At 60.3% G+C, this 15139-nt stretch carries 14 protein-coding genes; 8 read left to right on the top strand and 6 right to left on the bottom strand.

The window, feature by feature from the left end; translation table 11 throughout:
* The first annotated feature begins 43 nt into the window (after positions 1–43).
* From EC919_RS12055 to EC919_RS12030, 6 genes are all read left to right on the top strand, one after another.
* Positions 44–1426 (top strand): M16 family metallopeptidase, encoded by a 1383-nt coding sequence (locus EC919_RS12055; RefSeq protein ID WP_133774162.1) that lies wholly within the window; start codon positions 44–46, stop codon positions 1424–1426.
* Positions 1427–1525: 99 nt separating this feature from the next.
* Entirely contained in the window at positions 1526–2701 is a 1176-nt protein-coding gene (locus EC919_RS12050; RefSeq protein ID WP_133774160.1) for a DUF5924 family protein, read from the top strand.
* Between the two features lie 19 nt (positions 2702–2720).
* On the top strand, positions 2721–3881 hold the full coding sequence (locus EC919_RS12045; RefSeq protein WP_432213811.1) for an MlaE family lipid ABC transporter permease subunit: 1161 nt from the start codon (positions 2721–2723) through the stop codon (positions 3879–3881).
* Positions 3878–4684, top strand: coding sequence for an ABC transporter ATP-binding protein (locus EC919_RS12040; RefSeq protein WP_133774156.1), 807 nt, complete (start codon positions 3878–3880; stop codon positions 4682–4684). Before EC919_RS12045 ends, EC919_RS12040 begins: the two co-directional genes overlap by 4 nt.
* The gene (locus tag EC919_RS12035) at positions 4684–5622 is read left to right on the top strand and encodes an MlaD family protein (RefSeq protein ID WP_133774228.1); all 939 of its coding nucleotides are present in this window, start codon (positions 4684–4686) and stop codon (positions 5620–5622) included. The genes EC919_RS12040 and EC919_RS12035 overlap by 1 nt, the downstream gene beginning before the upstream one ends.
* The gene (locus EC919_RS12030) at positions 5619–6257 is read left to right on the top strand and encodes an ABC-type transport auxiliary lipoprotein family protein (protein ID WP_133774154.1); all 639 of its coding nucleotides are present in this window, start codon (positions 5619–5621) and stop codon (positions 6255–6257) included. The genes EC919_RS12035 and EC919_RS12030 overlap by 4 nt, the downstream gene beginning before the upstream one ends.
* On the opposite strand, the gene EC919_RS12025 is transcribed toward EC919_RS12030, so the two are convergent.
* The 6 genes from EC919_RS12025 to EC919_RS12000 form a co-directional block, all read right to left on the bottom strand.
* Positions 6230–7468, bottom strand: a complete 1239-nt coding sequence (locus EC919_RS12025; RefSeq protein WP_133774152.1) for a nucleoside recognition domain-containing protein — start codon at positions 7466–7468, stop codon at positions 6230–6232. The genes EC919_RS12030 and EC919_RS12025 overlap by 28 nt on opposite strands.
* A gap of 97 nt (positions 7469–7565) precedes the next feature.
* On the bottom strand, positions 7566–8897 hold the full coding sequence (gene gltP, locus EC919_RS12020) for a glutamate/aspartate:proton symporter GltP (RefSeq protein ID WP_133774150.1): 1332 nt from the start codon (positions 8895–8897) through the stop codon (positions 7566–7568).
* 699 nt (positions 8898–9596) lie between these two features.
* Positions 9597–10064 carry an inhibitor of vertebrate lysozyme family protein gene (locus EC919_RS12015; protein WP_133774148.1) on the bottom strand — a complete coding sequence of 156 codons (468 nt, stop codon included), beginning with the start codon at positions 10062–10064 and terminating at the stop codon, positions 9597–9599.
* A 2-nt stretch (positions 10065–10066) separates the two neighbouring features.
* Positions 10067–10231, bottom strand: a complete 165-nt coding sequence (locus tag EC919_RS12010; RefSeq protein ID WP_002555679.1) for a DUF1328 domain-containing protein — start codon at positions 10229–10231, stop codon at positions 10067–10069.
* 87 nt (positions 10232–10318) lie between these two features.
* Positions 10319–10603, bottom strand: a complete 285-nt coding sequence (locus EC919_RS12005; protein ID WP_133774146.1) for a hypothetical protein — start codon at positions 10601–10603, stop codon at positions 10319–10321.
* Between the two features lie 272 nt (positions 10604–10875).
* Positions 10876–11730: a BON domain-containing protein gene (locus EC919_RS12000; protein WP_133774144.1), complete on the bottom strand. Its 855-nt coding sequence runs from the start codon at positions 11728–11730 to the stop codon at positions 10876–10878.
* A gap of 257 nt (positions 11731–11987) precedes the next feature.
* On the opposite strand from EC919_RS12000, the gene algB reads away from it, so the two are divergent.
* Both algB and EC919_RS11990 read left to right on the top strand, forming a co-directional pair.
* Complete coding sequence (gene algB / locus EC919_RS11995; protein WP_133774142.1) at positions 11988–13334, top strand: sigma-54-dependent response regulator transcription factor AlgB; 1347 nt, start codon at positions 11988–11990, stop codon at positions 13332–13334.
* A 10-nt stretch (positions 13335–13344) separates the two neighbouring features.
* On the top strand, positions 13345–15132 hold the full coding sequence (locus EC919_RS11990) for a KinB sensor domain-containing domain (protein WP_133774140.1): 1788 nt from the start codon (positions 13345–13347) through the stop codon (positions 15130–15132).
* Positions 15133–15139: the final 7 nt, after the last annotated feature.

The following is a 15139-nucleotide window of genomic DNA, read 5'->3' as shown; positions in this document are numbered from 1 at the left end:
CGAAGTCTGTTACACATACCGGCCCGCAAGGAAGCCCGTTTTTATGCGTTGCCTGCTGTTCGTTTGTCTGGTTCTGACATCCCTTTCTTCCATGGCCCTCGACCGGTTTCAGGTCGAGGGCTACGTGCTGCCCAACGGTTTGCAGTTGCTGCTCAAGCCTGCGGACAAGGGGCACGTCGCTATCCGGCTGGTCGTGGGTATTGGCTTCGATGACTTTAAATGCGACGACAAAGAGCTGCCGCACTTGCTTGAGCACCTGCTCTTCAGTGGGATCGACAACAGCGGCGAGGGCGGCCTTGAGCAGCAGATGCAGGCATTGGGCGGGGAGTGGAACGCGTTCACCAGCAACACCGATACCACCTTCGTCATCGAGGCGCCGGCGCAGAATCAGCGCAAGGTGCTCGACCTGCTGCTCAATCTGCTGACTCACACGCAAATCAATCAGGCCAATCTGGACACTGCCAAGCGCATCGTCGCCCGTGAAGACGGTGGCCATTATTCGCATTTGCAACGCTGGCTGGACAAGCGCGACCTGGGCCACGGCGCCAGCAGCCAGCTTGCCGTGGAGCTTGGCCTCAAATGCCCGGAGCGGGCCGAGGTCGATCACCTGACGCTGGAGCAGATCGAGAATATCCACGACAACTGGTACGCCTCCAACAACATGACGCTGATCATCGTCGGCGACCTCGACAAGTTGCTGCCGGCCTACCTGGAGCGCACCTTCGGCCAGCTCAATGCGGTCGATCCCACAGAACATCCGCCGCTTCGTTCGATGACCGAAAAGGCCGATCCTGAGCGCACGCTGATCCGCGGCGCATTGGGCGACGGCGCGAAGCTGCATCTGCTGTTCCCCGAGCCGGACATGGGCGAGCAGCACGATGAAACCTGGGATCTGGTGAAGGCTTATCTGGACTGGTCGCTGTACAGCGAACTGCGTCTGGACAAGGGTTATTCCTACGGGCCATGGGCCGATCGCGAAGCGTTCGGGGACACCGGCTTTCTCAGCCTGAATGCCGATCTCAACCGCGAAGACGTCGAGTCGGCCACTGTCGCAGTGCGCGCGATGCTGCAGCGGCTGCGCAAGGAAGGCATGGACCCGGCCACCTTTGCGCGGCTGCAGCAGGCGTCGATTGCCAAGCAGGCCTGGGCGGTCCAAGGCAATAGCGCGCTGGCCGACTATTACTGGGGTGCGCTGAATGATTACGACGATGGCCGCTTCCAGGACCCGGCCAAGAGAACCCGGGGTGTGAGCCTGGATCTGGCCAATCAGGCGATGCGTCAATTGCTGGCGCAACCCGGGTATCTTCGAATTGAGGAGCCACTGCTCAGCTACGACGAGCTGTACGCCATCGGATGCCTGCTGACGGCGCTGGTGGCTCTGCTGATTTTCTGGCGGTGGCGGGTTTACAAGAAGCGGCCGCTGTAAGCGAGGCGCTTGGCTCTGTAAGATTTCGTCGAAGTGGGCGCAGTCCGATTTTGGTTATTTTTTATACACCTCGACCTATACCTGAGAGCGACGCCCAAGATGCCGGACATTAACGCAATCATTCAGCACTCGCTGGTCCAGCGCGTGCTGGAGTTCATCAAGCGCTACCCCGGGCTTATTGCGTTCTTCGGGTTCTGCTCAGGCATCGGCAGCTTCATTCTGGTGGATCGCCAAGCCAAGCTGGCAACCTGGATTGCAGTCATTCTACTGGTGAGCTGGATCTGGCTAATGGTGGAAAACAGCGCGGTCGCCCTGTTCGCGAAAATGTTTAAACGCGAGATCCCGCAGCCGCTGTTGCGCTACGGCACTCAGATGATCCATCAGGAAAGCCTTTTTTTCGTCCTGCCGTTCTTCTTCGTCACCACCACGTGGTACAGCGGCCAGCTGGCGTTCACCGGGCTGCTCGGGGCCGCAGGCCTTATTTCGATCATCGACCCGCTTTACTACAAATGGCTGGCGCCGCGCCGCTGGCTGTTCATGGCTCTGCACACGCTGACGCTGTTCGCCGCACTGCTCACGGCGCTGCCGATCATCGTTCACCTGACCACGGCCGAGAGCTACAAGCTGGCGCTGGGCATTGCGATGCTGCTCTCGTTCCCGAGCCTGGCGTCGGGCTATCCGATCAACAACTGGAAACGCGGCCTAGGCGTGGTAGCCATGACACTGGCCATCGGCGGTGCGGGCTGGATGGCGCGATTCTGGGTGCCGCCGGCGACGCTATGGCTGACCGAAGCTGCAATCAGCACGCGCTTCGACAACCAGAATCGGACCCCCGGCGAGAGCGTTCAGGAGATCGGCGTCAACCAGCTGCGCAGCGCAGGGCTCTACGCCTACACGTCGATCAACGCCCCGCGCGGCCTGAATGAGCGGATTTATCACGTGTGGCGCCACAACGGCGAGGAAATCGAGCGTATCGCTCTAGACATTAAGGGCGGTCGTGAGGAAGGCTATCGGGCCTGGACGCACAAGCAGAATTTCCCGCCGGACGTGCTTGGCAAATGGCAGGTGAGGGTGCTCACTGAGGACGGGCAGATGATCGGTGTGCTGCGCTTTGACGTCACTGAGCGCGATCAACCGGCCGTCACTCGCAACAAGATCAAGCCGGCAGGCCTGAAGCCAGGCACCGACGCTGTAGATCCGGATGATTCCGAGGCGAAAAAACCTGCGGACAGTGCGCCCGCCGAGAACCCGTCTGCCCCGGCCAAAACCAACTAAGCTCGTCGCCATGACCCCACTGACCACGCAGGCTTCCTCCGCGCCCAAGACTCCAGGGCGCGTCTTGATGGACACTTCGAGCAATCCCGTTCAGCTGCGGATTGCCGGAGACTGGACGCTCGCCCATTACCGCGAACTCAAGCGCCAGACCGATGCACTGAGCGCCGGATTCGGTCCAGCCATCCTCGTCGACATGGACGAACTCGGCGCGCTCGATACTGCCGGCGCGTCGTTGCTGGTAGAGCTGCTTGGCGTGCAGCGCCTGCGTTTGCTGGCCGTGCAAGCGCCCAACCTGCCGGAGTCCAGCCGCGCGCTGATGCAGACCATCCAGAGCGCATTGGCTGACTATTGCCAACCCGTCCGGGAGCCTGAAGCCGCCGTAGGGATGCAGCTGCTGGCGAGAATTGGCGCGGCGGTGGATGTAATCTTTAAGGACACGTTGCAGCTGCTGGGCTTTATAGGGCTCATCCTGCAGACCTTCGCCTCCACGCTGTTTCGCCCCCGGCGCTGGCGCACCACATCCGTCATCGCTCACATCGAGCAAATCGGCCTGGACGCCGCGCCCATTGTGGCGCTGCTGACATTCATGGTTGGCGCGGTGGTGGCCTTCCTCGGCGCCACGGTGCTAAAGGCCTTTGGCGCGACGATTTTCACCGTGGACCTGATCGGCTTCTCTTTCCTGCGGGAATTCGCCGTGCTGTTGACCGCCATCCTGCTGGCAGGTCGCACGGCCAGCGCCTTCACCGCGCAGATAGGCTCAATGAAAGCCAACGAGGAGCTGGATGCGCTGCAAACCCTGGGGCTGAGTCCTACAGAGCTGCTGGTGTTGCCCCGCGTGATCGCGTTGCTTATCTCACTGCCCATGCTGACCTTTCTCGCGATGATTTGCGGCATTGTCGGTGGCGGCGTGGTCTGCGCTTTGTCACTGGGCATCTCGCCGGCGATGTTTCTGTCGTTGATGCAGGCCGACATCGGCGTGCAGCACTTCCTGGTGGGTATCGCCAAGGCACCAATCTTTGCATTCTTCATCGCCGCCATCGGCTGTCTGGAAGGCTTCAAGGTCGAGGGCAGCGCTGAATCTGTCGGGGCCCACACGACGTCCAGCGTGGTGCAGTCCATTTTTGTGGTCATCGTGCTGGACGCCCTGGTCGCGATGTTCTGCATGGAGATCGGCTGGTGACCCGCCGTTGCGTACAACCCGTCGAAACGGTGATTGAGGTCCGCGGCCTGAGCAATCGCTTTGGCCCGCAAGTGGTGCATGAGGACCTCGATCTGGACCTGTATCGCGGGGAGATACTTGGGGTAGTGGGCGGCTCCGGCGCAGGCAAGTCAGTCTTGCTGCGCAGTATTGTCGGGCTGCAAAGACCTGCATCCGGAAGTGTCCGCGTATTGGGTCAGGACTTGCTCAATCTGTCCGACAGGGCGCGCTCTCAAGTTGAACGGCGTTTCGGTGTGCTGTTTCAGAAAGGCGCGCTGTTCTCGTCGCTGACTATCACGGAGAACGTCGCGCTGCCGCTGATTGAACACGCCGGGCTGAGCCGCGAAGAGGCTGAGCATCTGGCCGGGATAAAAATGGCGTTGGCCGGGCTGCCGCTGTCGGCGGCGCATAAATACCCCGCGTCGCTCTCCGGCGGCATGATCAAGCGCGCGGCACTGGCAAGAGCGCTGGCGCTGGATCCGGACATCCTGTTTCTGGACGAACCCACTGCCGGGCTCGATCCAATTGGCGCCGGCGCGTTTGACCAGTTGATCCTGACCCTGCGCGACGCGTTGGGGCTGAGCGTGTTCATGGTCACCCACGACCTCGACACGCTTTATACAATCACCGACCGCGTCGCCGTGCTGGCGCAGAAGCGCGTGCTGGTTGCGGACACCATCGATAGGGTGTCGGCGACCAAAGACGCCTGGATTCACGAATACTTTCATGGCCCGCGCGGCCGCTCGGCCTATTCGGCGGCCACTCACCCACACGAGGTCTCATGATGGAAACCCGCGCCCATCACGTTCTGATCGGCCTGTTCACGGTCATCGTGGTCGCCGCCGCGCTGCTGTTCGGTCTGTGGCTGGCAAAATCCAGCGTCGACTCGGCGTTCAAGGACTATCAGGTTGTCTTCAACGAGGCGGTGACCGGTTTGTCTCGCGGCAGTCCGGTGCAGTACAGCGGGATCAAGGTGGGTGACGTCGTGCAGTTGCGCCTTGATCCCCAGGATCCGCGCCGTGTGCTGGCGCAGATCCGCGTTGCCGGCGAAACCCCGATCAAGCGCGACACCTTCGCCAAACTGGCACTGGCCGGTATCACCGGTACCTCGCTCATCCAGCTCAGTGGCGGCACACCGCAAAGCGAGGCGCTGAAGGGCGAGGGCGGCAACCTGCCGGTGATCATCGCCTCGCCGTCGCCCATCTCGCGTTTGCTGAACGACAGTGACGACTTGCTGAGCGGCACCAACGCATTGCTGCATAACGCCAACGCGATGTTTTCTTCAAACAACGTGGAGACGTTGTCGCGCACGCTCCAGCATCTGGAGCAAACCACCGGAGCGATCTCCGATCAGCGCGACGACATTCGTCAGGCCTTGAAGCAGATGACGCTGCTGAGCAAGCAAGCCGGCGCGACCCTGGAGCAAACCTCAACGCTGATGCGCAACGCCAACCAGTTGCTGACCAGCGACGGCAGGCAAACCATCGCCAGCGCGCAGCAGGCGATGAAATCCCTCGAGCAGAGCAGCCAGACCATCAATACGCTGCTCAAGAACAACCAGAATTCGGTAAACGACGGCCTGCAAGGGCTGGGCGAACTGGGCCCGGCGATTCGCGAGCTGCGTGAAACCCTCAGCTCATTGAAAACCATCTCGCGCAGCTTGAATGCCAACCCGAGCGGCTACTTGCTGGGCAGCGAAAAGAGTAAGGAGTTCGAGCCATGAGGCCTGTCGGTCAGTCCATCACCCGGCTGTTATTGGCGGCAGCCTTGCTGTCCCTCGGCGCCTGCTCGATCCTCCCCGAGCAGGCGCCTTCAGACGTCTACCGGTTGCCAACGGCATTACCGGCCAGCAAAGGGACCTCGCCCGTGTCGTGGTCGTTGCGGGTGGTACGGCCTAAATCCAGCGAGACACTGGACAGCCCGCGTATCGCCGTCATCCCTCAGGGCAATGTCATCAGCAGCTACAAGGGCGCGCGCTGGAGTGATCCGGCCCCGGTCCTGCTGCGCAATCGACTGACCGATGCTTTCTACCGCGACGGGCGAGTGCAGTCGATCAGCACCGACGACAGTAATCTGCAGGCCGATTTTGAGTTGGGCGGGGAGCTGCAGGCGTTTCAGAGCGAGTATCGCGGGGCTGCCATTGAAGTGGTGATTCGCCTTGATGCGCGGCTCGCTGATGATCGCCAGCGAATTGTGGCGAGCCGGCGCTTCGAAGTGCGTCAGCCGGTGGCCGACAAGCAGGTGTCGGCGGTGGTCTCGGCATTCGGTCGGGCCAGCGATGCGCTGGCCGCCCAAGTGTTGCAATGGACCTTTGAGCAGGGCGAGAAGCGTTACACCGCCGAGCCGAAGAACCAGTAGCAGACGGCAATCGCGGCAACGACACCGGCGAATTCCGCCAGCAGCGCGCAGCCCACGGCGTGTCGCGCGCGCTGAATCCCTACCGCGCCGAAATACACGGCCAGGACATAGAACGTGGTCTCGGTACTGCCTTGAATCGTCGCCGCAACGAGGGCCGGGAAGCTGTCGACGCCTTGGGTTTTCATGGTCTCGATCAGCATTGCCCGTGCCGCGCTGCCGGAGAACGGCTTGACCAGTGCAGTCGGCAGCGCATCGACGAAGCGGGTGTCCAGGCCGACCCACTGAATCACGTGACGAATTCCCTCAAGTATCAGATCCAGCGCGCCCGATGCGCGCAGCACGCCGACGGCGCAGAGCATCGCCACCAGATAGGGCAGCAGGTTCTTGGCGACGTCGAAGCCTTCCTTCGCGCCCTCAACGAAGGTTTCGTACACCTTCACCTTGCGCAGCGCGCCAACCACCAGGAACAGCATGATGATGCCGAACAGCGTCACGTTGCCCAGCACCGATGACAGGTTCGACAGCGCAGCGGCAGACAACCCGGCCAGTACGGCCATGAAGCCGCCCAGCAGCAACGCGCCGGGGATCAGGTAAGCAAGCACTACCGGGTCCCACAACTTGAGGCGCTGCATGAACGCCACTGAGAGCAGACCAACCAGCGTCGAGGCGCTGGTGGCGAGCAGGATTGGCAGGAACACCATGGTGGGGTCAGCCGCGCCTTGCTGGGCGCGGTACATGAAGATGGTCACCGGCAGCAGCGTCAGCGAGGAAGCGTTGAGCACCAGAAAGAGGATCTGCGCGTTGCTGGCGATGGTCTGGCTGGGGTTGAGCTCTTGCAGCGAGCGCATGGCCTTGAGGCCGATGGGTGTGGCGGCGTTGTCCAGACCCAGCGCGTTGGCAGCGAAGTTAAGGGTGATCAGGCCGAACGCCGGGTGGCCGCGTGGCACTTCGGGCATCAGACGATGAAACAGCGGCCCCAGGACTTTACCCAGCCAGTCGACGATGCCGGCCTTTTCGGCAATGTTGAGAAAGCCCAACCACAGGGTCAGAGTGCCGAACAGGAGCACCATGACTTCCACCGACAGCTTGGCCATGGCGAAGATGCTCTCGACCATGGCGGCAAAAACGCCGGCATTGCCCCCGACCAGCCATTGCGCCAGCGCAGATATCGCCGCGACCACGAAAAACCCAAGCCATAGGCCGTTCAGCATACAAATCCCCTCGCAAGATGCGGCGATGATAACGGCGGGGGCAGAAACAACAAACCCCGGCCGGGGCCAGGGTTTGATGATTCACGCCAGACAGTGGTTACTCGACCGTCGATTGACCTGCCGGCAGAGGGTCCTTGCCACGCCAGTGCGGCAGGGAGTTCCAGTAGCGCTCGCCTTTGGCATCGTCGTACATGCCTTCCCAGCGCGAGATCACCAACACCGCGAGCGCGTTGCCGATCACGTTCAGCGCCGTGCGCGCCATGTCCATGATGCGGTCGACGCCGGCAATGAACGCCAGGCCTTCCAGCGGGATGCCCACGCTGCCCAGGGTTGCCAGCAGCACGACAAACGACACCCCCGGTACACCGGCGATGCCTTTGGACGTCACCATCAGAGTGAGGACGAGCATCAACTGCTGGCCGATCGACAGATCAATGCCATAAAGCTGCGCGATGAACAGCGCCGCGATGCTTTGATACAGCGTCGAACCGTCGAGGTTGAACGAGTAACCGGTCGGCACCACGAAGCTGCTGATGGCCTTCGGCGCCCCGTACGCTTCCATCTTCTCGATCACGCGCGGCAGCACGGTTTCGGAACTGGCGGTGGAGTAGGCGAGAACCAGTTCGTCCTTGAAGATACGCATCAGCTTGAGTACCGAGAAGCCAAACAGGCGCGCAATCAGGCCAAGCACTACGAAGGCAAAGAAGGCGATGGCGACGTACACCAGGATCACCAGCTTGGCCAACGGCAGCAGTGAGGCGAAGCCGAAGTTGGCGACGGTCACGGCGATCAGTGCGAACACGCCAATTGGCGCGTAGTTCATGATCATGTGTGTGACCTTGAACATGGTCTCCGACACGCCCTGGAATACCTTCACCAGCGGATCACGCACTTCCGCATTCAGGCTCGACAGGCCCAGCCCGAAGAACACCGAGAAGAAGATGATTGGCAGCATGTCGCCACGGGCAACCGCCGCGAAGATGTTAGACGGAATGAGGTTGAGGATCGTCGCGACAAAGGCATGGTCATGCTGGACTTCGGAGGTGGTCTTCTCATACTGAGAGATGTCCACCGTGCCCAGCGTGCTCATGTCGATGCCAGTGCCGGGATGGAAGACGTTGGCCAGTAGCAGCCCCACAACGATGGCAATTGTGGTGACGATTTCAAAATAGAGGATGGTCTTCAGACCGATACGGCCCAGCTTCTTGGCATCGCCAACGCCGGCGATGCCAACGACCAGGGAGGAGATCACAATCGGGATAACGATCATTTTGATCAGACGGATAAAGATATCGCCCGCTGGCTGCAGGATGTTGCTGATCCACCAGGCTTTCTCGGTGCTGAAATGGTTGAGGACGGCGCCAATGGCGATACCCAGGACCAAGCCGATGAGGATCTGCCAGGCGAGGCTCAGTTTTGCCTTCTTCATGTCATTACCTTGTTGTCATTGCCGGGACATCCCCCAACCACACGTTCATCATTGCGCTTGCCAGCAAGCGTGACGCCGCGGTCGCCGTCAGGGCTGTCTCGTAAGTGGCCGCAGGCGAGCATCCGAGCTCTGAGCAGGCGAAAAAGGCGCAACTATTCCCACGGTGACCGCCATCGTCTAATGCCGTAAACGACTACCCTATGCCGAATCGGCATGATGAAAATCAATCACTTACGTTGCAGTGCGCCAAAAGAGGGCGGATTTGCCTGGCGGGGAAAGCTGAGAAGTGGCTAAAACGTCGCCTGTAGCGAATTCATGCAGGGCGTTATAGCCAAACGACGGACTGGCCACGGATAGCTGGCTGACCGTTCAAAGGGGGGGGATTTCGGCGATATACGGTCGTAGGAAACGTAGAAGGGGCTGTGTAGGACTCTCGAGGACCAGAGACCTTGTAGGAAGTGGAGAATATTTGCGCCTCACAAGTCCACTGCCGGATAAAGGCTAAAACCGTATCGGACGATGGACTTGCGTTGCGACTTGCCTGACCCGGCCCACGTGTGGGAGTACTCCTTGTACACCTAGGACGCTTCAATCACTCCCTTGGTCGAAACGCCCCGGCCCCTTGGTCATACGCGCACCGTCTTCGGGCTGCGCGTCTATCAGGAAGGTCTGTCAGGGACAGGTCTCCCATCATTCAAATCAGTACCAGTTCGGATCTTTCTTGAGCTGCTCTTTCAGAAGGCCTTGCATGCCTTCATCCGGTTTGCCCAAAAACCGGTAATCCGCATGGCGCGTCGGCGACTTGTCCGCGGGCAGTCCCGCCGGCACTTCGACCAACATGGCGTACGCATGGGACTTGTCCAGGCTGAATGCCACGATGAGGCGCTTATTGCGGCAAGTGTCCTGGGTCTCGCAGAGCGGCCCTACCAAATACTTGTCACCGTCTTCGGTCACGGCATTCATCTGTTCGGCGGCGCCGGAGAGATTGATCACCCAATCGGGCAACCGCTCTTCCTTCTTCACCACGCTCGACCACGTCTCGCGGTACTCGGGATTCGAGCTTAATAGCTCGTTTGCCCGAGACTGACCGTCGTTGGCAGCCATAGCTGTAACGCTGGCGCCCCCAAGGAGCGCCAATGTCAGTGCATGGAAATGCTTGAAGCCCATGTTCAGCCTCGGCCGCGACGGCCAAAGAAGAACGACACCACGAACATGACCAGGAAGACCACGAACAGGATCTTGGCGATGCCGGTAGCAGTACCTGCGATGCCACCAAAACCAAGGACGGCTGCAACGATAGCGATGATCAGAAATGTGATTGCCCAACTCAACATGGTGAATCTCCTTACTGTTTATTGATTTTTGCTACGTCGAGGCGTCGGAGTGACCCTCGGGGTAGATCGCGTCTTCGACCCGGAGGATCAGAAAACCCAGCTTTGCTGACGTGGCGCTTCATCAGTAGTAGCGGCCGCATCATCAACTTGCATGCTCAAGGCAACGTCCGAGGCTTTCAGCGCACTTGCCTTGGCAAACGGTGCGGTGTGGGCGTGGGAATAGTGAACCTGAGTCACTTCCTGATTCTGATTCCAGTGATTGAATTGCTGAACCGCAATGAGCGTAATCATCAACGCCAGACTGGCAAACAACACCTGCTGCAAATGCAGAGGAGAGATACGCAGTTTGTTGGCGAGATGTTGAGCGTTCATTCAGCTGACTCCTGGCAATCTTGTCGGCCGTCTGTTCGGGCCTTTGTTACCAAGGATATTGCACGCGGTGTGCCAGCTTTTTTTCAACCAATAAATCCTTTTAAATCAATACGTTATGGCATGTACTCGGAAGGGTCGTACACGCAACCTGCACGATTGAACATTTGCCATCGTGCGGAATGCACGAATGGCCTGACACCACGTAGGCGGCCGAATTCATTCCGAGTGGTAATTCCGATCTGATACCCGTCTTACGACCGCCGTGTAATGCTCTAGCCCGCGCTGCGCGCGGTAACGCGCAACGTGTCGGCATCGACGCCTTTGACCCCGCGAATGTTTCGCGCAATGTCGACCGCCAATTCCTTCTCGGCGTAATTAGCCACCACACCGTCCAGCGTCACTACACCGTCTTTGGTCTCGACCTTGATGTTCAAACCGTCAAGGGTGCGGCTATATATAAGGCTGGATTTCACCTTGCTGGTGATCCATGCGTCGCTGAACTCTTCGCGAACACTGTTGGCCTGCAGCTCACTTTGCTCCTTGATCGCCTGTGTATCCCGGGCGCTGACGCTGATGAGGTTGTTCACCTCCGTCACGCCGTCCGTGTTGGTGGCCAGGCTGCCGGCCAGCAGCTTGGCATCCGCATCTTTCGCCTGGCCCTTGAGGGTGACGACTCCCTGAGCGGCGCTGACATCGATATTCAACGCCTCGGTCACGCTGTTCCACAGCAACTTGGATTTGATGGTCGCTGTGAGCGTCGCGTCATCGAAACGCTGGGCCATGGTCGCTTTGGTGCCCGGATCGGCAGCGACCTGCGGATCGATCTCCAGCTGGTTATCAACTTTGTTGATCCCTTGAATATCGCCCGCGATCTGCGCCGCCAGATCCTTGTCGACCTGGTTCTCGACCTTGCCCTTGAGGATTGCAGTGCCTTGCTCCACGTCCACGCTGATCTTGAAGGGGCTCAAATGCCGGTTCAGGGCGAAGGCGGTCCATATCGAACCCTCCTGGCGCGCCTCGGCCAGTTGGGTCTGCAGATCGGCGGCCGCGGCATGAGCCATGACGGGCGTCAGTCCGAGGAGGCTGGCGGTGGTGATGGCCAAGGCGATCTTCTTCAACGTGGGCATGGGAATCTCCAGACAATTGCAAAAAGGTACCTCTGGACAGACTGGTCTTTCGCCCAGATGTTCGGCGCGGCCTGATTTTGCCCGCATGCGAGTTCGAGCCGACGGTGATTGGACGTGACCTGCCATGGATCAGCGCATGACGGCTATTTTCAGAAGATCACTACCATGCAGCGTAAAGAATCAATCAGAATGAACCATGCAACTTGCCCGATGTTTCCGGGACTAACACAGACTATTCATTGAGGAGCGTAGGAAAAATGGAAGCAGCCGCTGAGAATCAGGGCCGTATTCTGCTCGTGGATGATGAATCCGCCATCCTTCGCACCTTCCGCTATTGCCTGGAAGATGAGGGCTACAGCGTAGCCACCGCCAACAGCGCGGCGCAGGCAGAGGCGCTGCTGCAGCGTCAGGTATTCGACGTGTGCTTCCTCGACCTGAGACTGGGTGAGGACAACGGGCTGGACGTTCTGGCGCAAATGCGCGTGCAGGCGCCGTGGATGCGCGTGGTGATTGTCACTGCGCACTCGGCCGTCGACACCGCCGTCGACGCAATTCAGGCCGGCGCTGCCGATTACCTGGTCAAGCCCTGCAGCCCGGATCAGCTGCGCCTGGCCACCGCCAAGCAGCTCGAAGTCCGCCAGTTGTCGGCGCGACTCGAAGCCCTTGAAGGCGAAGTTCGCAAACCAAAGGACGGTCTGGATTCCCACAGCCCGTCGATGATGGCGATCCTCGAAACCGCCCGGCAGGTCGCCAACACCGACGCTAACATCCTCATCCTCGGCGAATCCGGTACGGGTAAAGGTGAATTGGCGCGGGCGATTCACGGCTGGAGCAAGCGCGCCAAGAAGGCCTGCGTGACCATCAACTGTCCATCGCTCACGGCCGAGTTGATGGAAAGCGAACTGTTCGGCCATAGCCGTGGCGCCTTCACCGGCGCCAGCGAAAGCACACTTGGCCGGGTGAATCAGGCGGACGGCGGTACATTGTTCCTCGATGAAATCGGCGACTTCCCGCTGACGCTGCAGCCAAAACTGCTGCGCTTCATTCAAGACAAGGAATACGAACGCGTCGGTGACCCGGTCACCCGTCGTGCCGACGTGCGCATCCTGGCGGCGACCAATCTGAACCTTGAGGACATGGTCCGCGAAGGCCGTTTTCGCGAGGACCTGCTGTATCGCCTGAACGTGATCACCCTGAACCTGCCCCCCTTGCGCGAGCGAAGCGAAGACATCCTGACGCTGGCGGACCGCTTCCTTGCACGCTTCGTCAAGGAATACAGCCGCCCGGCGCGTGGCTTCAGCGAACAGGCGCGCAGTGCGCTGCTCAACTACCGGTGGCCCGGCAACATTCGCGAGCTGCGAAATGTGATCGAACGGGCGAGCATTATCTGCCCGCAGGAAAAAGTCGAAATCACGCACCTGGGCATGGCCGAACAGCCGGCTAACAACGCCCCTCGGGTTGGCGCAGCATTGAGTCTGGATGAGCTGGAGAAAGCTCACATCGGCGCGGTGCTGGCCACCAGCGATACGCTGGATCAAGCCGCACGCACGTTAGGCATCGACGCCTCGACGCTGTACCGAAAACGCAAGCAGTACAACCTGTGACAGGGCGCCGATGATGTTTGCGATGAAGTTGCGCACCCGACTCTTCCTGAGTATTTCGGCCCTCATCACCGTTGCCCTTCTGGGGTTGGTGCTGGGGCTCGTCAGCGTCATGCAGATGGCCAAATCTCAGGAATCGTCGATTCGGCACAACTTCATCACCCTCGATATCGGCCTGAAGCTGCGACAGAACCTGGGCGACCAATTGGTCATGATGCTCAAGGACAGCCCCGATCAGGCGTCGATCAAGCGCAATCAGGAACAGTTCCAGAATCTGCTCGATCAGGGCATTGAACATGATCAGCAAACCGGCGTTCCCAGCGGGTTCGAAACGGCCCGGGTGAACTACGCCCGCTTCGTCAAAACCATCGAACAATCCAGCGAGCGTGGTGACGCGATCCGCGACAATGAGGCCGTGACCGAGGCGTTCAACACGTTGCGCGATGGCCTGCTCGACGCCCACCGCCAGGCGCTGGTGAACATCAGCCAGGCAGAAAGCGCCTCAAGGTCGCGAGCGCTGTGGGTTTCGGCGCTGCTTGGACTGGTTGGGCTGGCGGTGTTGGTTATCGGCTTCGTCACCGCCCACGGCATTGCCCGGCGTTTCGGCGGCCCCATCGAGCAGTTGGCCAAGGCGGCGGACCGCATTGCCCAGGGGGATTTCGACGTCACGCTGCCGACGTCCTCATCGGACGAGATGAATCTGCTTACCCACCGCTTCGGCATGATGGCCGACGCATTGCGCCAGCATCAGAAAACCAACGTCGATGAGCTGCTCGCCGGGCAACAGCGCTTGCAGGCGGTGCTGGACAGTATCGACGACGGCTTGTTGATGATTGATCGCCAGGGGCGGCTTGAACACTTGAACCCGGTCGCGCAACGGCAGTTGGGCTGGGAAGAAAGTCGCCTGGGCCAGGGTCTCGGCGAGGCGTTGCAACGCCCGGAATTGGACGAGCAGCTGTATCTGGTTTTGCGCGGCGGCACGCTGGAACGGGCACCCGATGACCTGTCCATCGAGATCGACGGCGAAGTCCGCCTGCTTACCTACAGCCTCACGCCGGTCAGCCACACCAAAGGCCACATCGTCGGCGCCGTGATGGTGTTGCACGACGTCACCGAACAGCGGGCGTTCGAACGCGTGCGCAGCGAGTTCGTGCTGCGCGCTTCCCACGAGTTGCGTACCCCCGTCACCGGCATGCACATGGCTTTCGGCCTGCTTCAGGAGCGCGTGCATTTCCCGCCGGACTCGCGCGAGAAGGACCTGCTGGACACCGTCAACGAAGAAATGCAGCGCCTGATGCAGTTGATCAACGACCTGCTCAACTTCTCGCGCTATCAGAACGGCCTGCAGAAGCTGACGCTTGAACCGTGCGATATCAGCGAATTGCTCGAATCGGCGCGTCAGCGCTTTGCCGATACCGCCCACGATCAGGACGTCATGGTGCTGCTGGAAACCCAGGAGCCGCTGCCACGGGTGCAGGCGGACAAGGCGCAGTTGGATCGAGTGCTCGACAACCTGCTCGATAACGCTCTGCGCCATACCCCTAAATCGGGCCTGATCCGCTTGCAGGCGCGGCGTCATGGCGAGCGCCTGATCATCAGCGTGGAAGACAATGGCGAAGGCATTGCCTACGGCCAGCAGGCCCGAATCTTCGAGCCATTCGTGCAAGTGGGACGCAAAAAAGGCGGCGCAGGCCTGGGGCTGGCTTTGTGCAAGGAAATCGTTCAGCTGCACGGCGGACGAATGGGCGTCTATTCACGACCGGGGCAGGGCACACAGTTTTATATGGCACTGCCGCTGTAGAAAGGTC

Source organism: Pseudomonas graminis (genome assembly GCF_004364335.1).
Classification (GTDB): Bacteria; Pseudomonadota; Gammaproteobacteria; order Pseudomonadales; family Pseudomonadaceae; genus Aquipseudomonas; species Aquipseudomonas graminis_D.
Note: the sequence above shows the minus strand (reverse complement) of the source record. Positions and strands in the feature narration are given on the sequence as shown.